The 25,195-nt window shown below is 70.0% G+C and carries 26 protein-coding genes; 11 read left to right on the forward strand and 15 right to left on the reverse strand.

Annotation, left to right across the window (positions count from 1 at the left end; all coding sequences use genetic code 11):
* Both VFK57_19900 and VFK57_19905 read right to left on the reverse strand, forming a co-directional pair.
* Window positions 1-1,329: an erythromycin esterase family protein gene (locus tag VFK57_19900; GenBank protein ID HET7697988.1), complete on the reverse strand. Its 1,329-nt coding sequence runs from the start codon at window positions 1,327-1,329 to the stop codon at window positions 1-3.
* Window positions 1,329-2,024, reverse strand: coding sequence for a phosphoribosyltransferase (locus VFK57_19905; GenBank protein ID HET7697989.1), 696 nt, complete (start codon window positions 2,022-2,024; stop codon window positions 1,329-1,331). Before VFK57_19905 ends, VFK57_19900 begins: the two co-directional genes overlap by 1 nt.
* A gap of 151 nt (window positions 2,025-2,175) precedes the next feature.
* Between VFK57_19905 and VFK57_19910 the strand changes: the two genes are divergently transcribed.
* From VFK57_19910 to VFK57_19925, 4 genes are all read left to right on the forward strand, one after another.
* Window positions 2,176-3,162: a zinc-dependent alcohol dehydrogenase family protein gene (locus VFK57_19910; protein ID HET7697990.1), complete on the forward strand. Its 987-nt coding sequence runs from the start codon at window positions 2,176-2,178 to the stop codon at window positions 3,160-3,162.
* A 152-nt stretch (window positions 3,163-3,314) separates the two neighbouring features.
* Entirely contained in the window at window positions 3,315-3,995 is a 681-nt protein-coding gene (locus tag VFK57_19915; GenBank protein ID HET7697991.1) for a BON domain-containing protein, read from the forward strand.
* Between the two features lie 26 nt (window positions 3,996-4,021).
* Window positions 4,022-4,780 carry a hypothetical protein gene (locus VFK57_19920; GenBank protein HET7697992.1) on the forward strand — a complete coding sequence of 253 codons (759 nt, stop codon included), beginning with the start codon at window positions 4,022-4,024 and terminating at the stop codon, window positions 4,778-4,780.
* Window positions 4,781-4,793: 13 nt separating this feature from the next.
* Window positions 4,794-5,024, forward strand: coding sequence for a hypothetical protein (locus tag VFK57_19925; protein HET7697993.1), 231 nt, complete (start codon window positions 4,794-4,796; stop codon window positions 5,022-5,024).
* Between the two features lie 135 nt (window positions 5,025-5,159).
* On the opposite strand, the gene VFK57_19930 is transcribed toward VFK57_19925, so the two are convergent.
* Both VFK57_19930 and VFK57_19935 read right to left on the reverse strand, forming a co-directional pair.
* Complete coding sequence (locus VFK57_19930) at window positions 5,160-5,621, reverse strand: CBS domain-containing protein (GenBank protein HET7697994.1); 462 nt, start codon at window positions 5,619-5,621, stop codon at window positions 5,160-5,162.
* 11 nt (window positions 5,622-5,632) lie between these two features.
* Window positions 5,633-6,142 (reverse strand): Hsp20/alpha crystallin family protein, encoded by a 510-nt coding sequence (locus VFK57_19935; protein HET7697995.1) that lies wholly within the window; start codon window positions 6,140-6,142, stop codon window positions 5,633-5,635.
* A gap of 244 nt (window positions 6,143-6,386) precedes the next feature.
* Between VFK57_19935 and VFK57_19940 the strand changes: the two genes are divergently transcribed.
* Complete coding sequence (locus tag VFK57_19940) at window positions 6,387-7,052, forward strand: hypothetical protein (protein HET7697996.1); 666 nt, start codon at window positions 6,387-6,389, stop codon at window positions 7,050-7,052.
* Window positions 7,053-7,351: 299 nt separating this feature from the next.
* A complete protein-coding gene (locus VFK57_19945) occupies window positions 7,352-7,621 on the forward strand; it encodes a hypothetical protein (protein ID HET7697997.1) in 270 nt (89 codons plus the stop codon).
* Here the strand turns inward: VFK57_19945 and phoU are convergent.
* From phoU to VFK57_20000, 11 genes are all read right to left on the reverse strand, one after another.
* On the reverse strand, window positions 7,600-8,247 hold the full coding sequence (gene phoU, locus VFK57_19950) for a phosphate signaling complex protein PhoU (protein ID HET7697998.1): 648 nt from the start codon (window positions 8,245-8,247) through the stop codon (window positions 7,600-7,602). The genes VFK57_19945 and phoU overlap by 22 nt on opposite strands.
* A 55-nt stretch (window positions 8,248-8,302) precedes the next feature.
* Window positions 8,303-9,091: a phosphate ABC transporter ATP-binding protein gene (locus VFK57_19955; GenBank protein ID HET7697999.1), complete on the reverse strand. Its 789-nt coding sequence runs from the start codon at window positions 9,089-9,091 to the stop codon at window positions 8,303-8,305.
* Window positions 9,088-9,852, reverse strand: coding sequence for a phosphate ABC transporter ATP-binding protein (locus VFK57_19960; protein ID HET7698000.1), 765 nt, complete (start codon window positions 9,850-9,852; stop codon window positions 9,088-9,090). The genes VFK57_19955 and VFK57_19960 overlap by 4 nt, the downstream gene beginning before the upstream one ends.
* Window positions 9,853-9,854: 2 nt before the next feature.
* Window positions 9,855-10,838 (reverse strand): phosphate ABC transporter permease PstA, encoded by a 984-nt coding sequence (gene pstA, locus VFK57_19965; GenBank protein ID HET7698001.1) that lies wholly within the window; start codon window positions 10,836-10,838, stop codon window positions 9,855-9,857.
* A complete protein-coding gene (gene pstC / locus VFK57_19970; protein HET7698002.1) occupies window positions 10,835-11,737 on the reverse strand; it encodes a phosphate ABC transporter permease subunit PstC in 903 nt (300 codons plus the stop codon). Before pstC ends, pstA begins: the two co-directional genes overlap by 4 nt.
* A complete protein-coding gene (locus tag VFK57_19975; GenBank protein ID HET7698003.1) occupies window positions 11,737-12,699 on the reverse strand; it encodes a phosphate ABC transporter substrate-binding protein in 963 nt (320 codons plus the stop codon). The genes pstC and VFK57_19975 overlap by 1 nt, the downstream gene beginning before the upstream one ends.
* 241 nt (window positions 12,700-12,940) lie before the next feature.
* The gene (locus VFK57_19980) at window positions 12,941-13,162 is read right to left on the reverse strand and encodes a DUF2892 domain-containing protein (GenBank protein ID HET7698004.1); all 222 of its coding nucleotides are present in this window, start codon (window positions 13,160-13,162) and stop codon (window positions 12,941-12,943) included.
* On the reverse strand, window positions 13,159-13,899 hold the full coding sequence (locus VFK57_19985; GenBank protein ID HET7698005.1) for a universal stress protein: 741 nt from the start codon (window positions 13,897-13,899) through the stop codon (window positions 13,159-13,161). Before VFK57_19985 ends, VFK57_19980 begins: the two co-directional genes overlap by 4 nt.
* Complete coding sequence (locus VFK57_19990) at window positions 13,896-17,096, reverse strand: efflux RND transporter permease subunit (GenBank protein HET7698006.1); 3,201 nt, start codon at window positions 17,094-17,096, stop codon at window positions 13,896-13,898. The genes VFK57_19985 and VFK57_19990 overlap by 4 nt, the downstream gene beginning before the upstream one ends.
* Window positions 17,093-18,283, reverse strand: a complete 1,191-nt coding sequence (locus VFK57_19995) for an efflux RND transporter periplasmic adaptor subunit (protein HET7698007.1) — start codon at window positions 18,281-18,283, stop codon at window positions 17,093-17,095. The genes VFK57_19990 and VFK57_19995 overlap by 4 nt, the downstream gene beginning before the upstream one ends.
* A gap of 32 nt (window positions 18,284-18,315) precedes the next feature.
* A complete protein-coding gene (locus tag VFK57_20000; GenBank protein ID HET7698008.1) occupies window positions 18,316-19,647 on the reverse strand; it encodes a TolC family protein in 1,332 nt (443 codons plus the stop codon).
* A 202-nt stretch (window positions 19,648-19,849) separates the two neighbouring features.
* Here VFK57_20000 and VFK57_20005 point away from each other — a divergent pair, with 202 nt between their 5' ends.
* From VFK57_20005 to VFK57_20025, 5 genes are all read left to right on the forward strand, one after another.
* Window positions 19,850-20,704 carry a sigma-70 family RNA polymerase sigma factor gene (locus VFK57_20005; protein HET7698009.1) on the forward strand — a complete coding sequence of 285 codons (855 nt, stop codon included), beginning with the start codon at window positions 19,850-19,852 and terminating at the stop codon, window positions 20,702-20,704.
* A 235-nt stretch (window positions 20,705-20,939) separates the two neighbouring features.
* Complete coding sequence (locus tag VFK57_20010) at window positions 20,940-22,370, forward strand: MBL fold metallo-hydrolase (protein ID HET7698010.1); 1,431 nt, start codon at window positions 20,940-20,942, stop codon at window positions 22,368-22,370.
* 8 nt (window positions 22,371-22,378) lie between these two features.
* Window positions 22,379-22,915: a DUF1641 domain-containing protein gene (locus VFK57_20015; protein ID HET7698011.1), complete on the forward strand. Its 537-nt coding sequence runs from the start codon at window positions 22,379-22,381 to the stop codon at window positions 22,913-22,915.
* A gap of 17 nt (window positions 22,916-22,932) precedes the next feature.
* Entirely contained in the window at window positions 22,933-24,126 is a 1,194-nt protein-coding gene (locus tag VFK57_20020; protein ID HET7698012.1) for an FAD/NAD(P)-binding oxidoreductase, read from the forward strand.
* 16 nt (window positions 24,127-24,142) lie between these two features.
* The gene (locus VFK57_20025) at window positions 24,143-25,036 is read left to right on the forward strand and encodes a sulfite exporter TauE/SafE family protein (protein ID HET7698013.1); all 894 of its coding nucleotides are present in this window, start codon (window positions 24,143-24,145) and stop codon (window positions 25,034-25,036) included.
* Window positions 25,037-25,195: the final 159 nt, after the last annotated feature.

The following is a 25,195-nucleotide window of genomic DNA, read 5'->3' on the forward strand; positions in this document are numbered from 1 at the left end:
TCAAACTCCCGTCGGGTAGGTTTCCGGCAGGTCCACCTCGTGCCGCGCCCACTTCTCGAGAGGCTCGAGGGCGCGCGTGCGATCGACGTGCACCACCACGTCGAACTGCTCGGGCAGCCGCGCGGAGAAGTAGTGGCTCGGACGCTCGGTCTCGGGGCGGTAGAGGACGCCGATGGCGCGTTCGAGCCGCGGGCCGGCGAGGGCGTGCCTCACGTCTGGCGGCGCAAGGGGCAGCACGAACGTACCGACGCCGCTCTCGTGAAACAGGCGTTCGTAGCTTCCCGGCAGCGAACGCTGCACGACACGGAGCGCGGCAGGATCGTCCCACTCGTGTGCGGCGGTGACCTCGCCGTCGTGCGTGGTCATGCCGATCGAGCAGCAGGCGCCGCCGAGGCGTTCGCGGGCGAGCTGGCCCAGGTTCAACTCGCCCCGCGCGGCGACGCTGGTGGCGCGCGCGTCGCCGAGATGGGAGTTGTGCGCCCAGACGACGATTCGCGCCGGCCGCTGCTGCCGCGCCGCATGCTCGAACAGGGCTTCGAGCGTGGCCATCATGTGGCGGTCGCGCAGATTCCACGCCGCGGCGCCGCCGCGGAACATCGCCCGGTAGTAGGCTTCAGCGTCGCAGACGACGCGCGCGTTCTGCTCCGCGGCGAAGTACTCGTCGGCGGCGATGCGGCCGTCGCGGGCGGCGTACTCTGCCGCCCGCTGCCTCAGCTGCACCAGTTGTCGAACGACTTCGTCCTCGCACGTCGGGCCGAGACGGAGGGTCGCGGCGTACCCGTACGACTGCACGTCGTCGCCGAACGCATCGAAGCACGCGTAGCCGTGCCGCGCGCGCGCCGCCGCGCCCGGGTCGACCGCCTCGAGGTACTCGATGACGCGCGCCATCGAGCGGTGGAGGCTGTACAGATCCAGTCCATAGAAGCCGACGCGCGCGTCGCCGGGGCGGTCGGCGTTTTCGGCGCGGAGCCAGCGGAGGAACCGCACCACTTCACGATTCCGCCACATCCACCGCGGGAAGCGCGTGAAGTCGTCGAGCGCCTGCTCAGCGGTCTCGTCTTCGCCCGTCAGGCGAACCCAGCGGTTCGCGCGGTAGGCATCGGGCCAGTCCGCCTCGACGGCGACGCACGTGAAGCCGCGCTGTTGGACGAGCGCCCGGGTGAGATCGGCGCGGATCCGGTAGAACTCGTGCGTGCCGTGCGTGGCCTCGCCGATCAGGACCAGCGTGACCGTTGCATCGACGGCCTCGATCAGCGCCCGCGCCGCGGTCTCGACATCCACGCGCATCGCGTGGCGCCGCACGACGTCGGCGATCGCGGCGTCCCGCATCACGCGCTCCGTCCGGCGGGAGCCGGCGAGCCGGCGCTGGCGCGCGCGAGAAGCTGGCGGACCTCCTCGTCCGTCGTCTGCGCGAAGTCGCCGTACCACAGGCCGACCGCTCTGAACGGCTCCGGAGTGGAGGCGCAGACGACCTCGTCCGCGATCCCGCGCAGCGCGTCGCAGGTCTGCCTCGCGCCGACCGGCACCGCGACGACCACGCGCGCCGGCTGCAGCCGCCGCACCGCGAGCACCGCGGCGTGCATCGTCGAACCGGTCGCCAGACCGTCGTCGACGAGAATGACGATGCGTCCGGCGATCGGCACGAGCGGCCGTCCGTCGCGATAGGCGCGCTCGCGGCGATCCAGCTCCAGCCGCTCGGCGCGCGTCACCGCCTCGATGGCCGAGGCGGAGACCGGATACGCCTGGAGTACGTCCTGATTCATGACCCGGACGTCACCGCTCGCGATTGCGCCCATCGCGAGCTCCGAGTGACCCGGCATTCCGAGCTTCCTCACGACGAAGACGTCGAGCCGGGCGCCCAACGCGCGCGCCACTTCGTAGCCGACGGGGACGCCGCCGCGGGGGAGGGCCAGCACGTCGACGTCCTTCCTGCCGGCGAACTGCTTCAGCAGTTCAGCGAGCGCCGCCCCGGCTTGCCGGCGATCGGCGAAGCCGGCACGCCGCGGTCCGTGCTCCAACTGCATGGTGATCGGCAAATGTGCAAGCACAGTGCCTGTGCGTCGCGACCGCGCGCGGCTGTTCGAGCTGATGAGCGGCGCCGGGCGCGCGGAATTCTCCCCGCACACCGGGGCGTTTTCCACGAAGCGGTGCGGCGGCGCATGATGGAGGACATCCATGCGTGCCATGGCATTGCGGCAACGGGGGCTCGGCAGGGTCGAAGCCGTCGACCTCGAGTCGGACGCACCCGGTCCGTCGTCAGTGGCGGTCCGGGTGCTGGCCTGCGGCGTCTGCCGAACGGATCTGCATGTCGTCGACGGCGACCTGCCCGTTCCGGCGCTGCCGATCGTGCCCGGCCACGAGATCGTCGGGCGTGTCGAGGCGGTGGGTGAGAACGTCGAGGCGTTCGTTCCGGGCGACCGCGTCGGGATACCGTGGCTCGGATGGTCGTGCGGCGAGTGCGAGTTCTGCAGGGCGCAGCGGGAGAACCTGTGTCCGCGCGCGCGGTTCACCGGATACGACATCCACGGCGGGTATGCGGAACGCACGATCGCGGACGCCCGGTACTGTTTTGCCCTTCCCGACGCGTATGACGACCGGCACGCCGCGCCGCTGCTCTGCGCCGGGCTGATTGGCTACCGCGCGTATCGAATGGCGGGGCCGGGCGCGCGGATCGGCATTTACGGCTTCGGCGCTGCCGCGCACGTCATCACGCAGGTTGCGGTACGACAGGGCCGTGCAGTGTACGCCTTCGTGTCTCCGGGCGACGATGCCGCCATGCGTTTCGCGCGCGAGGTCGGCGCCGCGTGGGCCGGACCTTCGAACGAACCGCCGCCCGTGCGGCTGGACAGCGCGCTCATCTTCGCGCCGGCCGGCCACCTCGTACCGGAAGCATTGTCCCGCGTGAAGCCCGGCGGCACCGTCGTCTGCGCCGGTATCCACATGAGCGACATTCCCTCGTTCCCGTATCGCGTGCTGTGGCAGGAGCGAATCGTGCGATCCGTGGCCAACCTGACGCGCGCCGATGCCGAGGGGTTTCTGCGGCTGGCGGCGGAGATTCCGATACACACGCACGTCACGGCATACCCGCTGGCGGACGCCAACGCGGCACTGGACGACCTGCGGGCAGGACGTCTCTCCGGCGCGGCCGTGCTGATCCCCTGACGCGCACGGCGGATTTTTCCTCTCCGGCGCGGGATTTCGCCCGGCGTGCCGCGTGGATCCTCGCGGATTTGACGCGTTCCCCGCGGGCACACCGCTTGCGCTCCCCGTCTCGCCGGCTTTTTGGATGGAGGCGAAAGATGTCGACCGCAAGCATGACCGACACTGATGCCCGCACGCGAGACGCGGTGATGCGCCAGTTGGAGTGGGATCCCGAGGTCGACGCGGGCGGCGTGGGCGTGGCGGCAAAGGGCGGCGTCGTCACGCTCACCGGCTTCATCGGCACGTATTCAGGGAAGCTCGCCGCCGAGCGTGCCGCCAAGCGGGTGCGCGGCGTCCGGGCCGTCGCCAACGACGTCGAGGTGCGGCTGAGACTCGAGCGGACCGATCCCGATATCGCGGCGGACGTCGTTCGCGCGCTGGAGCTGCGCAGCACGATTCCGCGGGGCGTGCAGGCCGCCGTGCACAACGGGTGCGTCACGCTGACCGGCAAGGTGGCTTGGGTGTATCAGCAGCGCGACGCGGAGAAGGCGGTGCGCCACGTTCGCGGCGTGCGCAACGTGATGAACCACATCACCGTCGCACCTCGCGCCGTCGAACGCGACGTGCGCCATCGGATCGTGCAGGCGCTGCACCGCAATGCCAACATCGATGCCCGTCACATCAACGTCGCGGTCGCCGGAGCCGAAGCCACGCTGAGCGGCACCGTCGCAAGCTGGCTGCAGCGGGAGTCGGCGGCGCGCGCCGCCGCGGACGCGCCGGGCATCACGCACGTCGAGAACCTGATCGTGGTGGAGTCCCGGCCGATCGACGGCGTCCTGGAAGACGCGGACTGACGCGGCCGCGGCGACGAGGCACTGCAGTGAGCAACATCGCGCGCGCCCCTGTGCTCGGCGTCCACAGCCCGGTGCCTCGTCTGCTCGGCTCGTTCTGGCGGATCGGCTGGACGGTGTCCAGTCTCCTGGTGGTCCAGGGGCTGGTGTGCGCAATCGCGCTGGTCCCGGTGGTGCTGATCTGGCGGCAGGTCCTCGCCGTCGTCGAACCGTCAGGCATGCTCGCCGTTCTCGTGCTGAGCGCATTCGCGGTCCCGTCGTACGTGCTGTTCGCGCTGCTGCTCATGTTCGTCTCGGCGGCCGCGGCCCGCGGGCTCAAATGGCAGACCCCCGCGAACGTGCAACTGCGCATCGCGGATGTCGAGTGGCCGCTGCTGCAGTGGGCCCGCAGCGTGGCGGCGATCCACCTCGTGCGGATATTCGCGGGCGCACTGTTCCGCGGCACGCCGGTGTGGACCGCGTACCTGCGCCTCGCAGGCGCCCGGCTCGGCCGGCGTGTCTACGTCAACAGCCTCGCCGTCACCGACTACAACCTGCTCGAGTTCGGCGACGACGTCGTGATCGGCGACGGGGCGCACCTGTCGGGCCACACAGTGGAGAGGGGCTTTCTGAAGACGGCCCCCGTCCGCCTGGGCAGCGACGTGACCATTGGACTGGGCAGCGTCGTCGAGATCGGCGTCGAAGCCGGAGACGGCTGTCAGGTCGGTGCACTGAGCTTCGTCCCGAAGTACGCTCGACTCGAGGCGGGAGGCGTCTACGCGGGGATTCCCGCGGAACGCATCGCCTGAAGGGAGCCCCATCATGGCGCGTCAAGACGACCAGCAGCCGCTGCACGATCCTCTGGCCGAAATCGAGCGTCAGCTGATCAACGCGTACCTGGCCGGCGCCGGCCACCAGCTGCCCGACCTTCTCACCCGCCACGACGACGAGGCGCGGCGGCTCCTGGCGGACGCGTCACGATACGCGAGCGCGAAACTCAGCGAGATCGAGGCGCGCTGGCACTACCTCCACGACCTGCACGGCGAGCCCTGAGGCAGCGATTCGTCCGGCGGTGACATGACCCCGGCGACGTCCGGTACGAGCCGGCGAGGCCGAGGTCCGCGTCCGGGAGAGACGCTGTGAGCAGGGCAAGGACCCGTTCTGCCGGATCTGGCCCTGCACGGCTGCTCACGCGGCAACCACGTGAGGCGCGGGGTGGTGATGGCCGCAGATCGCCTGCAGCGTCGACAGGACGTCTTCGCCCTTCACCTTCTTGCCGGAGCCGGCGGCCAGCACGATGTCGTTCAACGACAGGATCCCGAGCACCGAGCCGCCGAATCCGACGACCGGCAGGCGCCGCACGCGAGCCTGCTTCATCATCGCGAGCGCCGCCTGCACATCGTCTTCCGGCGCACACGTGATGGGGTTCTTCGTGGCCACCGCGCCCACCGTCAACCGCGAGGCGCGCGCATTCTGCGTCGCGAGCGCGATGTACATGTCGCGGTCGGTCACGATTCCGGCCAGCTCGCCGCCGGCGACCACCGGCAGGATGCCGCAGTCGCCTTCCCACATCAGGTGGGCGGCCTCGGCGACGGTCGTCTCAGGCGTGCACGTCCTGAGATCCGTCGTCATCAGATCCTTGACCTTCATCGCCGTTTCCTCTACGCCGCCGTCTTCGCGGCGCGCTGAGGCTCCTGGATCTCGACCTGGCGGGGCTTCGCCTCGGCCTTCACCGGCAGCGGAATGCTGACTTCCAGGACGCCGTCGGCGAACGTCGCCTTGACATCCTCGAGCCTGACCCCCTGCGGCAGCGGAACGGCGCGATAGAAGCTGCCGTACTCGCGTTCGCAGCGATAGAAGTTCTCCTTCTTCTCCTCGGCCTCGGTCTTCCGCTCGCCGGAGATCGCGAGGTGTCCGTCGGTGACTTCCACCTTCACGTCTTCCTTCTTCATCCCGGGAAGGTCGATCTTCGTGACGAGGCGATTGTCCTTCTCGAACACGTCGATTTCGGGGAACCAGGTGGCCGCATCGGCGCCCGAGCGGGCCGGCAACAGCGGCAGTCGGAACGAGGGCCAGCCCGATGACTCGAACATGCGATCGAGGTCGGACGTCATCTGCGTCAGCAGTGCGAATGGATCGCGGGGTACGAGCGCGGTTCTCTTCGGTGTCATGTGTCGCCTTCCTTTCAGGGCGTGAATGCGGCAAATCCGGTGTCCACGGGGCAAGGGGCGTGCCTCCCTCCGCTGGCGTTTTCCGGCGCGATCCCGAGGCGCCGGCGACGTCGAGCGGGAACTATTCCCGGGGTCTCGCGGACGATCCCGCACGCGGGGCGGCGCGTGCCGGGTTGTCGCTGCGTGGATTGGCGGCGTCGGGCTGCGGTACGCCTGTTGCCTTCTTCGCGCGGGAGGACACACCATGCGCAGTTCCGGTACGCAGCCGAGATGGCGGCCGGCGCTCGGCCTGATGACGCGTGTTTCCGCAGCCGGGGCGATTGCCGGCGGGTTCAACGCGTGGCTCTGTTACGCGCAGCTGCCCCGGCCTGTCACCGCCTGTCCCGTATTCACCTGGGAGGTCGTGCCGGCCGGCGCGCTCCATGGCGGCGTCCTGGCATTCGCCGGCATTGCCGGTGCCCTCTGGGCTCAGGGCGCGGGATGGCCCCGGCGCGTGCTGACCGCGATGGCAGCCGGATGGCTCGGCGGGTACGTGTCCTGGCACCCGCTGCGGGTCACGATCGATTCAGCGATCGGCTCGTCGCGCTGGCCATTCGACCAGAGTTGGGACTGGATGGCGCTCGCGCCGCTTGCGCACTTCGGCCTGGTCGCGGCCGTCTTCTGCCTCGCCTGGCCGTCCGGACGGCCGTCGCGTGCCCATCGCTTCGCCGCGGCCCTCGCCGCGGGCATCGTCGGCTCGCTGTGGTGGTGGATCTCGTACGAACAGTGGTACCTCAGTCCGCTGCACGGCGCGATCTGGGGCGCCGCGGTAGCAGTCGCCGCCGGGAGCCGGGCGTCGGTCGCGGCCGCGCTGCGGAGACGAACCGCCGTCTCCCGCCCGGTGTCCACGGCGACGGCCTTTCCGGCGTGACCTCGGAGGGCCGCGGGATCTTTCGAGCCGTTGGGGAAATCCCGGCGGATCAGGGCGCGGTCCGCGGCCGGTTCACGCAAAACGTCGAGTCGACACGGTCGGCCCCGTCCAGCCGATCGGTGCGCATCTTGCTCATCTTCGAAGGTCCAGGCCGGGAAGCATCAGGTGGAGGTACGCAAGTCAGGTATCGCCAATTCGCCGGGACCGTCGAGATCCGCGAGGGTGAGACCAATGCCCTCAACGTGAGTCTCGTGGCAGGCACCCGGTAGCGTGCCGGCCTGGCCCCGGGAGGAGCTGTCATGTTCGCCAGAACTCTGCATCCACCCCGGTTCTCGGGTGCCGAACGCTGGATGCCCGTCCGCGCGGCCGCGCTGCGCGACATGCTGTTCGCGTCAGTCCGCCGGGCGTGCTGCGGGCTGGGAGGGCACCAGATGATGCTGCACTTCGAGCCGGGCCGGTTGTCGCTGCAATGCGTCGCGTGCGGAGCGAAGACCGCTGGATGGCGTGTTGCCGTCAGGCGTACGCCGCCGCAATCCGGCGCGCCCCGTCAGGCCTTCACCGCATCCTGATGCCGGATGTCGGCACCCTCGACCAGGTAGAAGACCTCTTCGCAGATGTTGGTGGCGTGGTCGGCGATGCGTTCGAGCGACCTGGCGAGCAGGATCAGGCCGGTGCTTCGCGCCCGGCCGCTGCCGCCGGCGTGCTCGATGAGATCGCGGAACACCTGCGAGTAGAGCGCATCGACCTGGGCGTCGAGCTGCATGACCGCTTCGGCTTGACGCGGGTCCTCGTCGGCGAACGCCTGCAGCGCGTCGCGCACCATCCGCTGGACGAAATCGGCCAGCGTCGTCAGATCGGCGGTCGGCGGCGCGGCGCCGATCAGCGCCGCGTACTCACAGTTGTCCACGGCCTGATCGCCCATGCGCTCCAGCTCCGACGTGATGCGGGCGATCATCAGCAGGAAGCGCAGATCGCGCGCCACCGGCGCGAAGATCGCAATCAGGCGAACCGCTTCGCGGTCGATCTCCAGCTGCGTTCGATCGAGTGCGGGCTCGTGCGCGGCGACCGCGCTTCGGCAGGCCGCGTCGTTCCGCGCCACGCCGTGCCAGGAGTCGGTCACCATCGAGGCAGCCAGGTTCCCCATGTCGAGCACGCGGTGCTTCAGGTCCGCGAGGTCCCGTTCCAGGCGAGTCATATCCGTCCCCCCGTTCGCCGCGTTGCGCGGAAAGCCGCCGGCCGGCGGTCTCTGCTCATCCGTACCGTCCTTCGACGTACAGCTCCGTCTGCTTGTGCGCCGGCCGCAGAAACATGTCTGCCGTGGGTGCCTGTTCCACGATCTGACCGAGCAGCATGAAGACGCACTGCTGGCTCGCCCGTCTCGCCTGAGCCATGTTGTGCGTGACGATGACGACGGTGTACGTGGGCGTGAGGCTGGCGATGAGCGCTTCGATCGCCTCCGTCCCGCGGGCGTCCAGCGCCGAGCACGGTTCGTCCATCAGGATGACCTGCGGCTTCAGCGGCAGCAGCCGCGCGATGCACAGCTTCTGCTGCTGTTCGAGCGTCAGCGACAGCGCGCTCGCGCCGAGACGATCCTTCGTGTCGTCCCACAGCGCGACGGAGCGAAGCGCGCGCTCGACGATCTCGCCGGCCGCCATCCGTCCGCCGGCGCCGGTCGCGTAATGCACGCGCAGCCCGAACATCACGTTCTCGTAGATCGACAGCGGCAGCGGATTGGGGCGCTGGAACACCATGCCGACGTGCCTGCGCAGCTCACCCAGACTGACGTCCGCGTCGTGAATGTTCCTGCCCAGCACGAAGATGTCTCCCGTGGTCCGCACGTTGCCGTACCGTTCGTTGAGGCGATTGATGCAGCGGAGCAGCGTCGTCTTGCCGCAGCCGGACGGTCCGATGAGTGCCGTGATCGAACCGCGGCAGATATCGACGGTCACCCCCTTCAGGGCGGGGAGGTCCCCGTACCAGAGATGGAGCGCTCGGGTCTGGACGGCATGGCGGCGCGGCTCGACGGGCAGGTTCGTCATCCGAACCGTCCCCGGACGTAGTCGAACGTCAGGTGGCTGGCCGGATGCTCCGAGAACACCGTCTCGGTCGCGCCGCACTCGACGAGCCGGCCGGCATTGATGAACAGTACTTGATCGGCAACCCGGTGCGCCTGCTGCACCAGGTTCGTGGCCATCACGATCGTCATGCGCCGCTCGAGCCCGACCAGCACGTCTTCGATCCTCATCGTCGCGATCGGATCGATGGCGATCGAGAATTCGTCGAGGCACAGGATCTCCGGCGCGTGCGACAACGCGCGCGCAATCGCCAGCCGTTGCTGCTGTCCGCCCGAGAGGGAGGCCGCCGGATGGCGCAACCGATCCTTGACCTCGTCCCACAGCGCCGCCTGCCGGAGCGACTCCTCGACCCGCGCGTCCACCTCGCGCCGGTCGTGCATCCCGCCGAGCCGGGGCGCGAGGGCGACGTTGTCGTAGATCGACAGCGGCAGCGCGACCGGCAGCGGCAGCACCATCCCGACCCTGCGCCGCAGGTCGTGGACGTTCTTCACGTGAAAGACATCCTCGCCGTCGATCAGCACCGCCCCCCGCGATTCGCTCGGCGCGCTGACGTCGATCATGCGATTGAGGCACTTGAGGAACGTGCTCTTGCCCGATCGCGTCGGGCCGATGATCGCGGTGATCGCGTGGCGCGGGATGTCGACCGTCACCCGGTCGAGGGCGGTCGTGGCGCCGTAGCGCACGGTGACGTCCCTGAACGACACGTGCGGTTCGACAGCGGGCATCGCTACCACCGCCTTCCGGTGCGCAGCCGGACGCGCATGACGATCGACGCGCCGTTGACGAGCAGCACCAGGCCGACCAGCACGATCGCGGTCGCGTACAGCAGCGCGTCGGGGACGCCCGTCACCTGCGTCGTCAGCGTGAACAGGTGATACGAGAGCGCCATGAACGGATCGCGCCAGCCGTACGGCGCGAACGATCCGGGGCCGCTGTCGGGCACGCTGACGTAGAACACCGCGCCGGTGAACAGAATCGGCGCCGTCTCGCCCGCCGCCCGCGACACCTGAAGGATGACGCCGGTCAGAATGCCGCCGATCGCATTCGGCAGGACGATGGTGCGCACCGTCTGCCAGCGGCTCGCTCCCAGGATCCAGCACGCTTCGCGGAAGGCTCGCGGGACCGACGCGAGCGCCTCGGTTGTACTCGCGATGATCACTGGCAGCGTCATGACGGCGAGCGTGCAGGAGGCGGCCAGGACGGAGCGGCCGAAACCGGCGCCGAGCACGAACATGCCCACGCCGAAGAGCGCGTGCACGATGCTGGGTACGCCGGCCAGGTTCAGCACCGCCAGGTTGATGAGCCGTGTGGCCCGGCTGTCCCGGGCGTACTCGTGCAGATACACGCCCGCCAGCACGCCAACCGGCGCGGCGATGATCAGCGAGAGCAGGACGGAGTAGAAAGTGCCGACGAGGGGGGCCCACAGTCCGCCTGCCCGCATGTAATGCCGCGGATTCTCGAGCAGCAGGGACCACGACAGTACCGGCCAGGCCCGGATCAGCAGGTAGGCGAGGATGGCGACCAGCGGCACCACCAGCGACGCCGTGATCGCGAGCAGCGCAAGAAAGGCGGCGCGTTCCAGCCGCCGTTTTCGCCGTTCGACCGGACCGGCGGCAAAGAGGCGCGCGTCCTCCGCCGGCGGCGGGCCCGCGGGGGCGGCGACCGCCGGCTGGATGGGCGCGATCGGCGGCGTGCCGACGACCGGGCTCACGGTTGCCTCCGCGCCGTGCCTCGCACGATGACGTCCGCAGCAACGTTGATGGACAGGGAAATGGCCATCAGCAGCGCCCCGATCACGAACAGGACGCGGTAGTGCTCGCCGCCGGCGACACTCTCACCCAGCTCCGCCGCAATCGTCGCCGTCAGCGTGCGAATCGGATCGAACAGACTGTGTGGAACCTGCACGCTGTGGCCGGTTGCCATCAGCACCGCCATCGTCTCGCCCACCGCCCGGCCGACGCCGAGCAGCGCCGCCGCGTAGAGACCGCGCCGCGCGCCTGGCAGCAGCACGCGGTAGACGATCTGCCAGCGGCTCGCTCCCAGGGCGAGACCTGCCTCGCGGTACGAGTCGGGCACCGCCTTCAACGCGTCCTCGCCCATCGACACGACGATCGGCACGCTCATGAACGCGAGAATCAGGGCGCCGTTCAGCACGTTGACGCCGATCGGCGCTCCCGTGATGGCGATGATCAGCGGGTTCAGGACCATGTAACCGATGAAGCCCCACACCACGGACGGAATCGCCGCCAGCAGCTCGATGACGATCTTCAGGGCTTCCCGCGCCCTGATGCCGCAGAACTCCGACAGGAACACGGCGGCGCCGATGCCGATCGGAACCGAGAGCGCCATGGCGAGGGCGGTGACCGCCGCGGTGCCGGCGACGAGCGCGAGAATGCCGAACTGCGGGCGGAGCACTGAATCCGGCCGCCACGCGGTGCTGGTCAGGAGCTCGCGGACGTCCAGCCTGCCCGCCAGCACGGGCGCGCCTTCGCGCAGGACGAAGTAGAAGATCGCGAACACCAGGACGATGGCGCTCCAGCCGCAGACGTGGATGGCCGCGTCGATCAGCGCTTCCATCAATCCGGTCGCGCGGCGGCGAATCGGGAGCATCATCGTCCTCGCAGGACCGCTGCCGACAGCAGCCGCGGCGGTGACACGAATCCCAGATCGCCGACGACGGCCTGACCGCCGGGACCGAGTACCCAGTCGAGGAACTCCCGCACGTGCGGAGCTGCCGGCGTCGCGGTGTACAGATAGAGCGGACGTGCCAGCGGATACGAGCCGTCGAGCACGGTGGTCGTGGAAGGGGCGACCGCGGCGCCGGCGCGCTCCGCGGCCACCTTCACCACGCCGACGGCCGGCGTGGCGTATGCGAGGCCGCTGTAGCCGATCGCGCACGGCATCCTGGACACCAGCGCGACGACATCCTTGGAGCCGCTCTGGTCGATCGAACCAAGACGATACTCGCGCCCGGGGCCGAGCACGATCTGCCGAAAGTAGGCGTAGGTGCCCGAGTTGTTCTGCCGCCCGATGCGGACGATCGTGTCGCCGGCGCAGCCCGCATGGCGCGCACCGAGCTGGGACCAGCGGGCAACCGTGCCGCGCTCACCATAGATCTCCGCGAGGTCGGGGATCGAGATGCGCTCGATCGGGTTGCCGCGGTGCACGTAGATGGCCAGCGCGTCGAGCGCGACGGTCAGCTCCGCCGGGGGCGAGCCGTGCATGGCGCTGAGGCGCTCGCGTTCGGCGCCGCGGATTTCCCGGCTCGCCGCGGCAATGTCGGCCGTCCGATCGATCAGGCCCGCGAAGCCTACCCCGGAGCCGCCGCCGGCGACCTGAACGACGACGGCGGGCCTGACGCGTCTGTACTGCTCCGCCCAGCCCTGCAGGAGATTCACCATCGTGTCGGATCCGATGATGCGAATGACGCCCTGGCCCCGCGCGCCAGCGCTCTCGGCGCGGCTCCGCGCGCATGCGATCGGTCCGGCAGAGAGCAACGCAGCGGCGACGCACGCCGCGACCCCGCGACGTCGCGCTCGGGAGCGGTTGTTCGTCAGCGCAGTGATCCTCACGTCGAGTCATTCCGGGACATGGCAAGTGGGGTGCCATCCGGCGCTGCGGCGCGACGGTGAAAACGTGAGGCCGCACGCGAGCCGGCGCGGCGTGATGCGGAATGAAAGGGAGGCCCGCGGAATCTTTCACCGTGCCGGCGAAGAATTCCGCCCCATGCCTGACGTCTGCGCGATGGCGGACGCCGCGCCAACGACGAGCAGCGCCGCGCCAACCATGCTCAACCGCGCGCGATACCCGGCCTCATCGCGCGGCCGCCGCCGCATTCGGCGGAACGGCATCCGGCACTCCGGTCTTCCGCAGAATCGACATCATCGGACACCAGTTCGTGAAGCCCGATTGGAACAGGTTCACGCCCACGAACAGCGTGAACCAGAGGAAGTTCACGTTCACGTACATTCCCAGGAGCACACTGACGGCAACCAGGGCTCCCGCGATCAACCGCAGCGCACGTTCGACAGTCACGACGAACTCCTTTCCAGCATCTCTGCCGGCGACGGGACGAACAACAACGGGTGGACGCACTCCATGAGGACCTGTGCGATGGGTCCGGACGGCGGCTGAGTGCTGCGATCAGCCGCGGTGGACATCACGATGAGGTCGGTGTCCCTCAGACGATCCGGCGCACATTGGTCGAGGGTCGCGGATCGCACGACGTGTCCGCCGAAGGTGGTCTTCAGCAGCTCCGCCCAGGCGTCGGTCTCGCCGAGATCCCCCCCGGCCGAGAGGATGGTCAACGCGCGGGGCGCCTCGGGCACGATCGCGCCGGCCGGTACGACGAGCACCGGTCGCGGCGACTGGCGGACGACCGCTTCCGCGACCGAGCCGAGCCACCAGCGTCGCGCGCCGTGCCGTCTGTGGGTTCCGACCACGAGCAGGTCGAACGAGGCCGCCATTCGCCGCAGGGCGTCCTGTGGCGGACCTTCTTCGACCACCACCCGCACCGGACGCGGTACGTGCTGCGCGGCCAGGGCGCGGATCCGATCAGCCGTCCGTTCCCGATCCCGCCCGCGCTCCGCTTCGAGCATCTCGATCTGGTCGGGAGTGAAGTAGACCGGGACTTCCCGGGGCGCGGAATGGAACACCGTCATGTCGGCATCCCAGGCCCGCGCCAGCACGCCGGCCATCTTCAAGGCCGCCGTCGACGCGTCGTCGAAGTCGACCCCGACCAGCACCCGTGTGATGTTCGCGATCCGGCTCATGACAGGGCTCCTGCCGGCGAAGCGGCCATCGACGGAGCGGCGGCCTGCCGCTTCTCGTGGCTCATGAAATACAGGACCGGCACCGTGACTCTCGAGAGCAGCAGGGAGGCCACCTCCCCCGCCATCAACGAGATCGCCAGCCCCTGGAAGATCGGGTCGAAGAGGATGACCGCCGACCCGACGATCACCGCCGCGGCGGTCAGCGCCATCGGGCGGAAGCGGACCGCGCCGGCATCGACCACCGCCTCGGCGAGCGGCATGCCTTCGCGCAGGCGCATCTCGATGAAGTCGACGAGGATGATCGAGTTCCGCACCACGATGCCGGCGCCGGCGATGAAGCCGATCATCGACGTCGCGGTGAAGAACGCGCCCATCGCGGCGTGCGCCGGCAGGATGCCGACGAGCGAGAACGGAATCGCCGCCATGATCGTGAGCGGCACGCCGAACGCCTCGAACCACCACACCACGAGGATGTAGATCAGGATGAGCACGGCCGCGAACGCGAGGCCGAGATCGCGGAACACCTCGTAGGTGATGTGCCACTCGCCGTCCCACTTCATCGCGTACTTCGTCGTGTCGAACGGCTGGCGGGTGTTGTAGATCTCGAACGCGTACCCCTCCGGGAGCGTCACGTTCGAAATCACCTGGTTCATCTGCAGGATCGCGTACACCGGACTTTCGGCGGCGCCGGCCATGTCGCCGGTCACGTAGGTCACCGGCAGCAGGTTCTTGTGATACACGCTGTCGGCTTCCGTCCGCGCCTCTTCGCGCGTCAGCTCGCCGACGGCGACGAGGTTCGGCCCGAGGCGGAGCGCCCGCACGGCCGCGAGCGATCCCTGCGACGAGCGCGGCAAGCGCAGCACGATCGGGACGTCTTCGCGCGCCTGCGGATCGTGAAGCAGGCCGACCGTGCGCCCCTCGGTCGCCATCTGGACGGCGGCGGACACCTGCGACGCCGAGACGCCGGCCGCGCTCGCGCGCGCCTCGTCGACCACCAGCGACGTCTTCGGCTGCGCCGCGGCGGCATACCAGTCGACATCGACGACGCCGGGGGTGCGCTCGAGCACCGATTTCACCTGGGCGGCGAGTTCCAGGCGCCGCGCCGGATCCGGTCCGTAGATCTCCGCGACGAGGGTCTGCAGCACCGGCGGGCCGGGCGGCACTTCCGACACCTGAATCGTCGCGTCGAAGCGCTTCGCGATCGGCACCAGCCGATTCCGCACCCGCTTGGCCACGTCGTGGCTCTGCTCGCCGCGCTCGTCTTTCGGCAGCAGGTTCACCTGCAGATCGGCGAGATGCGGCGCGCGGCGCAGGAAGTAGTGGCGCACCAGGCCGTTGAAGTTGTACGGCGACGACAGCCCGACGTAGCTCTGCACGTTGACGACGCTGGGATCCTTCAGGACCTCCTGCGCCAGCTCCGCTGAAACCCGCGCCGTCTGTTCGAGCGGCGTGCCCTCGGGCATGTCGACGATGACCTGGAACTCGCTCTTGTTGTCGAACGGCAGCATCTTCACCGTCACGAGCTTCAGCGGGACGAGGACCATCGACGCGAGAAGCAGGAACGAGACGCCGCCGAGGAACGCCAGCCGCGTTCGGCGGCGGCCGATCAGGCCGGCCATCGCCCGCCGGTACAGGCGTGTCGCCGCACCCTCCGGCGCATGGGCGTGCGCGCTTCCGTCCGTTCGCAGCAGCCGGGCGGCCGCCCACGGCGTGACCACGAAGGCGGCGGCAAGCGAGAACAGCATGGCCGCCGACGCGCCGACCGGAATCGGCCGCATGTAGGGGCCCATCAGGCCGCCGACGAAGGCCATCGGCAGGATCGCGGCGACGACGGTGAGCGTCGCCAGAATCGTCGGGTTGCCGACTTCGTCCACCGCGCGGACCGCGATCGCTGCCAGGCCCGATCCGTCGTGCGCCCGCATGCGCGCGTGCCGGACGATGTTCTCCACGACGACGATCGCGTCGTCGACGAGGATGCCGATCGAGAAGATCAGGGCGAAGAGCGTGATCCGATTCAGGGTGTAGCCGTACGCCCAGAACGCGAACAGGGTGAGGGCGAGCGTGACGGGAATGGCGACGAGCACGACGAGCGCTTCTTTGACTCCGAGCGCCAGCGCGATGAGCGCCGAGACCGACACCACCGCGAGGAACATGTGGTACAGCAGCTCGTTCGATTTCTCCGCCGCCGTCTCGCCGTAATTCCGCGTGATGGTGACGTTCAGATCCCCGGGCAGCAGCGCCGGCCGGACCGCCGCCAGCTTGGCTTCGAGCTGGTGCGCCACGGCGATGGCGTTGGCCCCCTTGCGTTTGGCCACCGCCAGCGTCACCGCCGGACGCGAGCCGCCGTCGCGCGAGTAGAAGCGAACGTATGACGAGGGCGGGGCATCGGTGTCGGTGACGCGGGCGACGTCCGCCAGCCCGATCGACCGTTGGTTCTGCGCCGAAACCACGACGCCGCGCAGAGCCTCGACGGTGTCGAGGTGGCGGCCGGCTTCGAGGCGCGCCAGGTCCCCGCCGGAGATCGCACCGCTGCCCGCCGCACGTATGTTGGCGGATTGGAGCGTCGCCGAGAGCTGCACCGGATCGATCGCCGCGGCGGCGAGCCGTGCCGGATCGAGCTGTACCGCAATCTCGCGCGGACGTCCGCCGAGCACGACCACTTCCGATACGTCCGGGACCTCGGCGAGGGCTTCCCTCAACTGCACCGCGAGGCTGCGAAGCACATCGTCTTCGTAACCGCTCCCCCACAGGGTCACTGCCGCGATCGGCACGTCGTCAATCGAGCGCGGCTTGACGATCGGCGGCGAGGCGCCTGGCGGAATGCGATCGAAATTGGCCTGGAGCTTCTGGTTGAGGCGCACGAGCGCGCGTTCCTCGTCTTCGCCGACGAGGAACCGGACGACGACCATGGACTGGCCCGGGCTCGAGGTGGAGTAGAGGTACTCGACGCCCGGCACTTCCCACAGGAGTTTCTCCATCGGGCGGGTGACGCGCTGTTCCACTTCGGTGGGCGTTGCGCCGGGGAACGCCACGAACACGTCGACCATCGGCACGATGATCTGCGGCTCCTCCTCGCGCGGGAGCGCCGCGACGGCGAACGCTCCGAGCGCGATCGAGCCGGCGATCAACAGCGGCGTCAGCTTCGACGGGATGAAGGCGGCGGCGAGCCGTCCGGCGAGACCGGGGCTCGAGGTCATGATCCGCCTCCGGTTCGAGCGGGAGCCCCCGTGGTGACCGGCGCTCCGTCCGTCAACCGGCCCGCGGGCGAGGTCACGATCGATTCACCCGCATCGAGCCCGGCGAGCACCTCGATGCCATCGGCCGACGGGGCGCCGAGCTGGATGATCCGCAGTCTGGCGACGCCGTTCTGCACCACGTACACGGATGACACCTGGCCGTGACGCTGAACGGCTCTGGCCGGAATCACCAGGGCGCGGCGGGGCGCGCCGCGGAATATCACTCGCGCGAAACTGCCCGATCGCGCCGTCACGCTGCCGGGCAGCGAGACCTTGACGGTGAACGCCCGCTGATCCGCACCGACGGCGCGCGCCACCTCCGCGACCACGCCCTCGATTCCGGCATCGTCGGCGACCTCCTCGGCGTCCTCGTCGATCAGGACGCGCACCCGGTCGCCGGCGTGCACATAGCCGGCGCGGGCTTCATCCACTCGTGCCAGCACCTGGCGGGCGCCGGCCGACTCGATCCGCAACAACGGGATGCCGGGTGCGGCGAGATTGCCGGGATCGACGAGCCGCTCGGTCACGAGGCCGTCGAACGGGGCCCGCAGCGTCGCGAAGGACTCGGTCGTGGTGGCGATGCCGACCGCCGCACGCGCGGAGACGAGTTGAGCTTCGGCCCCTTCGATGCCGGCCTGAGTCCCCGAGAGGCGCGCCGCGGCCGCGGCGAGGCGCGCCTCGGCCTCATCGCGTTCCTGGTCGGTGGCCGAGTGGCGCGCGTGCAGTGCCGCGATGCGCTTCTGCCAGGCGGTGGCCAGGCGGTGCTCGGCTTCGGCCGCCGCCTGCTGGCTGCGTGCCTGTGCCAGCGCCTTGTCCGCCGACATGGCGATGGCGCGCGACTGGGCCGCCTGTCCGGCGATATCCCGCGCATCCAGCGCGACCAGCGGAGCACCTGCGCGGACGCGGTCTCCAGCCTTGACGCGCACGCTGCTCACGGTGGCAACAATCCGGCTCGAGATCGAAGCGGATTCGCGCGCGGCGACGACGCCGCCGGCTTCCAGCCGCTCGGCAGAGGCGAGCGCGACGGCAGGAGCGACGGTGACGGCGATTGGCGCGTGTGCCGTCGGTTGCGCCGCGTGCTCCCCCCCGCCGCACGCCGGCAGTCCCGCCGCGACGGTGACGGCGATCGTTCCAATGAGTCGCTTCATGGGTTCTCTCTGTTGTTGCTGCGGCACATGATTCACAGCCGGCCGAGCGCGCGATCGAGCGCCACGGCCTGGAGAATCACGTCCATTTCCGCTGTCGTCGCCCGCGACTCCGCCTCCAGCGCCGCCTCGGCGGCGCGGAGGACGTCGGTCACGGTCGCCAGCCCGCTTTCATACCGATCGCGGACGATGCGCTGCGACTCGCGCGCCTGGGCCAGGGCCGCACGGCCCGCCTCCTCGCGCGCACGCGCCGCCGTCAGTTGGGCGATCGCGCCGCGCACGTCCACCTCGATGCGCCGCTCGACGCGCTCGCGCTCGGCGGCGGCGCGAAGGGAGGCGTGCCGCGCTTCCGCGATCCGCGCCGTGTCGGCAAAGCCTCTGAAGACGTTCACGCGCAGTTCGGCGCCGATCACCCAGCTCGACTCCTGGCCGCCGAGCGTTGCGCCGTTGAACTCCCATCCGCCTTGCGCGCCGAAGGTGGGCAGCAGGGCCGCACGAGCGGTCCGCCGCGCGTTGTCGGCGAGCTGCAGCTGAATGCCCGCCTGACGGAGCCGCGGATGCTTCGCGAGCGCCTCCCGCACCAGCGCCGCGTCGTCGTCTGGCGCCGGCCGCGGCGCGGGACGCACCGGCACGATCGAGGCGGTCAGCGGCAGACCCACCGCCTCAGCCAGCTGCATGCGCGCCACCTGCAGGTCGCCGGCGGCGGTGATCTGCCGCTGGCGGACGTCGGCCAGGTGCACGTCGACGGCGAGGTCATCCGCCGCGGTCACCAGGCCGACGTCCCGCCGCGCGCGCGCGCGCTGCCGGTCGCTCTCGGCCGCTGCCACCGCTGCGTTCATGGCGCGGACGGTCGCCTCGAGCTGCAGCACTCGCACGAACGCCCGTGCCGCGCCCAGCGCCAGGTCCTGCTTCGTCTCGTCGCGGGCCGCGGCGGCGGCGTCGCGCGTCAACCGCGCGGCCTGCACGGCGAGCCGCGTCATTCCGGCGTCGAAGATCGGCTGCTCGAGCGCGACAGTGGTCCGCGTGTTGGTGACGGGATCCGGCTGGTTGAGGGCCGGAATCGCGAAGTTGGCGGCCGCGAACCGCCGCTGTGAGAGCAGCGAGCTGAAGACGAAGACGGGCTGGTTGCCGCGCTGCACGGCCTCGGTCACGTCGACGCGCGGCCAGAAGCCCGAACGGGCGAGCCGGATGCGCGCGTCCGCTTCGTCGATCGCCGACGCGAGCGCCCGCGCGTCCGCGGTCTCCCCCTGTGCGCGTTTGATCGCGTCCTCGAGCGTCAAGGAGCTCTGCGCGAGCGCGCCATTCACCCCCGCAATGGCGGCGAACAGCCCCGCCAGTGCGGCCCGCACCCCCAGGCTCCCCGTCACGATGTCATCTCCTTGCGTCCGTCCTCTCGCGTCGTAAGAGCCAGCGGCCGCACAACCGGTTCACACAATCTGTGTTCCCGGCCGCGAGGCGGCGAGCGCCGGCCCCCGGCTCGTTCCAAACGGTTGTCTTTGCGACAGTTGATGCGGGCGCGCGCCGGCGCCCCGCCCACCGGCAGCAGAGAATCGTGGGAGAATTTCAGCGATGAGCGGGGATATTGCGGCGCGTCCCGCGGCTGAAGCGGCGAGCGACGACGAGCTGGTGGCGGCCGCCCGCAAGGGGGACGCCGCCGCGCTGGAACGGCTGCTCGTGCGGTACCAGCCGCACCTCTACCGGTTCGGCCTGAGCATGTGCGGCAACGTCGAAGACGCCGGGGACGTCACGCAGGAGAGCCTCATCTCGATGGCGCGGGCGCTGCCCGACTTCCGCGGCGAATCCTCGGTCTCCACCTGGCTGTACACGATCGCGCGGCGGTTCTGCATCAAGAAGCGGCGCCGGAGCAAGTTCGCGCCGGCGCGCGAAGACTCGCTCGAGGCTCTCGAACGCACTGCCGAAGGTATCGCGGATCCCGCACCGGGTCCCGAGCAGGAGGCGAGCAACCGAGAGCTGGCGGAGGTCCTCACGCGGGCAATCGATGCGCTGGCGCCGCCCTATCGTGAAGTGTTGATCCTGCGCGACGTCGAGGGGCTGTCGGCGCCTGAAGTCGCCAGGGTCACCGGGGTCAGCGTCGATGCGGTCAAGAGCCGGCTGCATCGCGCACGGGTTGCCGTCCGCCAGGCGCTCGAGCCGATCCTGATACAGCCGCCGAACCAGTCGCCGCGCCCCGCGGCCTGTCCCGATATCCTGACGCTCTTCTCCCGGCACCTCGAAGGGGAGATCGATCCCGCGGTCTGCGCGTCGATGGAGGCGCATCTGGCGGAATGCCCCCGCTGCGGCAGCGCCTGCGAGTCGTTGAAGCGGACCCTCGCCGTCTGCCGGCAACTGCCGACGCCGGACGTGCCGCGGCCGCTCGCCGCGTCGATCCGAGCCGCCATCCACAGCCTCGTTCACTCGCGTTAGAGATCGGACGCGCGGAGGATTGCGCGGGCGCGGGGAGTTTCCCGCGCGCGCGCGACAGCTCGGCGTGACCAGCGGGTCCGCAACCCGGCGCAATTTCAGCCGGCGCCGGCCCGGAGGCGGTGGAGCCGCCGTTGCACGAGCCCCCGGCGAACCGTTTTGCGCGCGACTGGCTCCTATGGAGCGGGACAGGCCGGCGCCCGGCCACCCGTCCATCGCTGTCGCCCCGGAGGAAACCATGCTCGTCCGACAGGTTGCTGACCCGAAGCTCGCGCAGTTCGCCTATTTGATCGGATGCCCTCGAACAGGGGAGGCGATCGTCATCGATCCCGAGCGCGACGTCGACCGGTACTTCGACCTCGCCGCCCGCCACAAGCTGCGCATCGCCGCCGCGGCGGACACGCATATTCACGCCGACTATCTCTCGGGGTTGCGGGAGATGGCGGAGCGCGGCGTCCTGGTGTACGCATCGAAAGAGGGAGGACCCGAGTGGCAGTACGAGTGGCTGCGTCATGGCGGCTACCGGCACCGCCTGCTCGGCCACGGCGATCAGTTCTCGGTCGGCAACATCGAATTCCGCGCCGTCCACACGCCGGGCCATACGCCCGAGCACCTCAGCTATCTCGTCCGCGACGCCGGCGGCGGCGCCGAGGATTTCATCGCCCTCGCCAGCGGGGACTTCGTCTTCGCCGGCGACGTCGGGCGGCCCGACCTGCTCGAGCGCGCGGCCGGCATCGCCGGCGTGATGGAGCCGTCTGCCCGCACGCAGTTCGCGTCGATCCAGCGTGAGTTCAGAGGCCTGCCGGAGTTCCTCCAGGTGTGGCCCGCTCATGGCGCCGGCAGCGCCTGCGGCAAATCGCTGGGCGACGTTCCGACGTCCACCGTCGGCTACGAGCTGCGCACGAACCCCTCCATACATGCGGCCGTGAACGAACAGGCGTTCGTCGACTACATCCTGGCGGGCCAGCCCGAGCCGCCTCTGTACTTCGCGCGCATGAAGCGGGACAACCGCCGCGGTCCGCAGCTGCTGCGCGGGCTGCCCGCGCCGCCGGCGCTGCGCGCATCGGATCTCGCGGCGCTCGAGAACCGGCGAGATGTCGCCGTCCTCGACACGCGGCCGCGTCAGGCCTTCTTCGCCGGGCACCTCGCCGGCTCGCTGCTGACGGAACTGGACTACCAGTTGTGTTCGATCGCCGGGTCGTACGTCGAGGAGGGCACGCCGATCTACCTGGTCGTCGACGAGGCGCGGCTCGACGAAGCGGTGCGCGCGCTCATCCGCGTCGGCCTCGATGACATCGCCGGCTACGTGACGCCGGCCGCCCTGGCCGAGTACGAGCGGCAGGCCGGTCCGCTCCGCCGCACCGCCACGATCGACATGGCCGGGATGGAGGCGCGCCGCGCCGGCGGCGGCGTGCAGGTGCTCGACGTCCGCGGGGCGGCGGAGTTCGGCGCGGGACACGTCCCCGGGGCGGTCAACGTCCCGCACACCCGAATCGGGGTGAACGCCGGCAGCCTGCGCCCGGACGCGCCGCTGCTCGTGTACTGCCAGAGCGGCGCGCGCGCCGCTGCCGCAGTCGCGATGCTCGAGCGGCTCGGCTTCGAGGCGATCGACGTGAACGACAACTTCGCCAGCTATCGGCGCGCGGAGCAATTCTCCGCGCCTGCGTGAGGACTGTGATGACACCCGAAGCCACCGCGACCGCCGTCGCAGCGATCGGCGGCGCCGAGATTCCCGGCGCCGGCGCTGCCTTGCAGACCATCGAGGAACGCACCCGTGCGATCGCGGAAGTGACCGACGCGTTGCGCCCGCTGCTCGCGCTCGCGCACCAGGCGCCGGCGTTTGCCGCGATTCTGATCGACTCGTTCGACGATGCGATGCGGGCGGCGAGCGCCAGCGGCATCGACGTCGAGCGCGGCCTGCTGAACGGCGCCGAGGCGGCCCTCCGCTTCGGCGCCACCATGGACGCCGGGAAAGTGCGCGACCTCGCCGCGCTCCTCAACTCCGGCGTGCTCGAGCCGGGCCCGCTGCGGATCGTCGGTGAGCTCGGGCGCGCCCTGGCCGACACCGCGGCGTCGCCGCCGCAGACGATCGGCGTGCTCGGGCTGGTGAGCGCGCTGCGGCAGCCGGACGTCCAGCGCGCGCTGGGATTCCTCGTCATCTTCGCCGAGCACTTCGGCCGCCGCCTGCGTGAATCGCCGGGCGTCCCGCGCTGACTTCCGAAGGAACTCCGATGGATACGCATCACGACATTCTGATTCTGGGCGGCGGCACCGGCGGCCTGACGGTCGCATCGCAGCTCGCCCCTCGCGTCGGCGGCCACCACATCGCCATCGTCGAGCCGTCGCCGAAGCACTATTACCAGCCGTTGTGGACCCTGGTCGGCGGCGGCATGTTCCGCCGGGAGGAGTCGCAGCGCGACGAAGCGGATCTGATCCCCGACGGCGTCACCTGGATCCGCGAGGCGGTGGCGGCCGTCGACCCCGACAAGCGGACGGTCGTCACATCGTCGGGTGCGATGCTGACCTATGGCTTCCTGGTCGTCGCGCCGGGTGTGGTGGCGCAGTGGTCGAAGATTCCCGGGCTCGCCGAGTCGGTCGGCAAAGCCGAGTCCGGCGTGACCAGCAACTACTCGTACGACACGGTTGCCTCGACGTGGGAGGCCATTCGGTCGTTCCGGGGAGGGACCGCGATCTTCACCGAGCCGATCACGCCCGTGAAGTGCGGCGGCGCACCGCAGAAGATCATGTACCTGGCGGAGGAAGCGTTCCGCGCCAACGGCGTGCGGGACAGGAGCCGCGTCATCTTCATGAACGCGAAGCCGGCGCTGTTCACGGCGCCGTACTACATCCCTGCCCTCGAGCGCGTGATCGAGAGCCGGGGCATGGAGTACCAGCTCGGCCAGGAGCTCGTCGCGCTGCGGCCAGCTGCACGGGAGGCGGTCTTCAGGGACGTCAAGACCGGCGCCGAACAGGTCATGGCCTACGACCTGATCCACGTCACCCCGCCGATGCAGCCGCCGGAGTTCGTGCGTGCGAGTCCGCTGGCCAACGCGGACGGATGGGTCGAGGTCGACAAGTTCTCGCTGCAGCACGTGCGTCATCCCGAGGTGTTCGGCCTCGGTGACGCCAGCAGCCTGCCGACCTCCAAGACGGGAGCGGCGGTTCGCAAGCAGGCGCCGGTGGTGGTCGACAATCTGCTCGCCCTGCGGGACGGCCGGCCGCTCAGCGCGCGATACGACGGCTACACGTCCTGTCCGGTGGTCACCGGCCGCGGCAAGTTGATCATGGCCGAGTTCAACTATGCCAAGGAGCCGGTCGAGACGTTTCCCGTCGATCAACGCACCGAGCGGTTCAGCATGTTCGCGCTCAAGGCATACGCGCTGCCGCGTCTCTACTGGCACGGCATGCTGCGCGGCCGCGCGTAGCGGACCGGGGGCGCCGGTGCTCGCGGCTGCGATCCTTCCGGGGCTGCTGATTGGTGCCGCGCTCGGCCTGCTGGGGGGCGGCGGTTCTGTTCTGACGGTGCCGATCTTCGTCTACGTGCTCGGCTTTCCTCCGAAGGAGGCGATCGCGATGAGCCTCGCCGTGGTGGGCGCGACCAGCGCGTTCGGCACGGCGAGCCACTGGCGCGCGGGCAACGTCAACGTGCGCGTGGCGCTCGGCTTCGGCGCGGTCGCCATGCTCGGCACGCTGTTCGGCGTGAGGATCGCTCGCCTCGTTCCCGGAGCCACGCAGTTGTTCGTCTTCGCCGCCGTGATGCTGGCCGCGGCCGCGTTCATGCTCCGCGGCGGCGTGAGGGAAACGGATCATCGGGTGATCGGGCGATCGGGTGATCGGGTGATCGGGCGATCGGGTGATCGGGTGATCGGACGATCGGGTGATCGGGTGATCGGGCGATCGGGTGATCGGGTGATCGGGGAATCGGGTGATCGGGCGATCGGGCGCGCGGCATCCGTGCGGACGATCGTCCCGGCAGGGCTGCTGGTCGGAGCGCTCACCGGGATTGTGGGGGTCGGGGGCGGGTTCCTCATCGTGCCGGCGCTGGTGCTGATGCGTCTTTCCGTCCGTCAGGCGGTCGGTACCTCGCTCCTCGTCATCACCGGCACCTGCATCGTCGGGCTCGTGGGATATCTCGGCCATGTCAGGCTGGATTGGACGGCCGTGGCGCTGGTGGCGGCCGGCACGCTGCCGGGCATCGCCGCCGGCAGCTACGTCCATCGATTCGTGCCGCAATCGGCCCTCAGGCGAGGATTCGCGGCGTTCCTCGTCATCATCGCCGCGTTCATTCTCCTCGAGAACCTGGGCCCGCTCTCAGCAGTGTCGCGCGGCCGCTAGGCGATCGATTCGCGCTGCACCGCACGCCGGTCTCCTGCGGGGAAGTTCGCGCGCAGCCGGGATTCTCCGCACAATCCTCTCCCAGGCGGCGGCTCGTTGCGAGCGGATCGGGCGGGATACCGCGCCGATGCCGCGCCCCCGCGTGGCACGCTCGATGCG

The organism is Vicinamibacterales bacterium (genome assembly GCA_035699745.1).
Lineage (GTDB): Bacteria > Acidobacteriota > Vicinamibacteria > Vicinamibacterales > 2-12-FULL-66-21 > JAICSD01.

Excerpts from the sequence above, each read along its gene's own strand:
- VFK57_19900 (HET7697988.1), bottom strand. The coding sequence starts at position 1,329 with ATGCGGGACGCCGCGATCGCCGACGTCGTGCGGCGCCACGCGATGCGC.
- VFK57_19905 (HET7697989.1), bottom strand. The coding sequence starts at position 2,024 with ATGCAGTTGGAGCACGGACCGCGGCGTGCCGGCTTCGCCGATCGCCGG.
- VFK57_19910 (HET7697990.1), top strand. The coding sequence starts at position 2,176 with ATGCGTGCCATGGCATTGCGGCAACGGGGGCTCGGCAGGGTCGAAGCC.
- VFK57_19915 (HET7697991.1), top strand. The coding sequence starts at position 3,315 with ATGACCGACACTGATGCCCGCACGCGAGACGCGGTGATGCGCCAGTTG.
- VFK57_19925 (HET7697993.1), top strand. The coding sequence starts at position 4,794 with ATGGCGCGTCAAGACGACCAGCAGCCGCTGCACGATCCTCTGGCCGAA.
- VFK57_19930 (HET7697994.1), bottom strand. The coding sequence starts at position 5,621 with ATGAAGGTCAAGGATCTGATGACGACGGATCTCAGGACGTGCACGCCT.
- VFK57_19935 (HET7697995.1), bottom strand. The coding sequence starts at position 6,142 with ATGACACCGAAGAGAACCGCGCTCGTACCCCGCGATCCATTCGCACTG.
- VFK57_19940 (HET7697996.1), top strand. The coding sequence starts at position 6,387 with ATGCGCAGTTCCGGTACGCAGCCGAGATGGCGGCCGGCGCTCGGCCTG.
- VFK57_19945 (HET7697997.1), top strand. The coding sequence starts at position 7,352 with ATGTTCGCCAGAACTCTGCATCCACCCCGGTTCTCGGGTGCCGAACGC.
- phoU (HET7697998.1), bottom strand. The coding sequence starts at position 8,247 with ATGACTCGCCTGGAACGGGACCTCGCGGACCTGAAGCACCGCGTGCTC.
- VFK57_19955 (HET7697999.1), bottom strand. The coding sequence starts at position 9,091 with ATGACGAACCTGCCCGTCGAGCCGCGCCGCCATGCCGTCCAGACCCGA.
- VFK57_19960 (HET7698000.1), bottom strand. The coding sequence starts at position 9,852 with ATGCCCGCTGTCGAACCGCACGTGTCGTTCAGGGACGTCACCGTGCGC.
- pstC (HET7698002.1), bottom strand. The coding sequence starts at position 11,737 with ATGCTCCCGATTCGCCGCCGCGCGACCGGATTGATGGAAGCGCTGATC.
- VFK57_19985 (HET7698005.1), bottom strand. The coding sequence starts at position 13,899 with ATGAGCCGGATCGCGAACATCACACGGGTGCTGGTCGGGGTCGACTTC.
- VFK57_19990 (HET7698006.1), bottom strand. The coding sequence starts at position 17,096 with ATGACCTCGAGCCCCGGTCTCGCCGGACGGCTCGCCGCCGCCTTCATC.
- VFK57_19995 (HET7698007.1), bottom strand. The coding sequence starts at position 18,283 with ATGAAGCGACTCATTGGAACGATCGCCGTCACCGTCGCGGCGGGACTG.
- VFK57_20005 (HET7698009.1), top strand. The coding sequence starts at position 19,850 with ATGAGCGGGGATATTGCGGCGCGTCCCGCGGCTGAAGCGGCGAGCGAC.
- VFK57_20010 (HET7698010.1), top strand. The coding sequence starts at position 20,940 with ATGCTCGTCCGACAGGTTGCTGACCCGAAGCTCGCGCAGTTCGCCTAT.
- VFK57_20015 (HET7698011.1), top strand. The coding sequence starts at position 22,379 with ATGACACCCGAAGCCACCGCGACCGCCGTCGCAGCGATCGGCGGCGCC.
- VFK57_20020 (HET7698012.1), top strand. The coding sequence starts at position 22,933 with ATGGATACGCATCACGACATTCTGATTCTGGGCGGCGGCACCGGCGGC.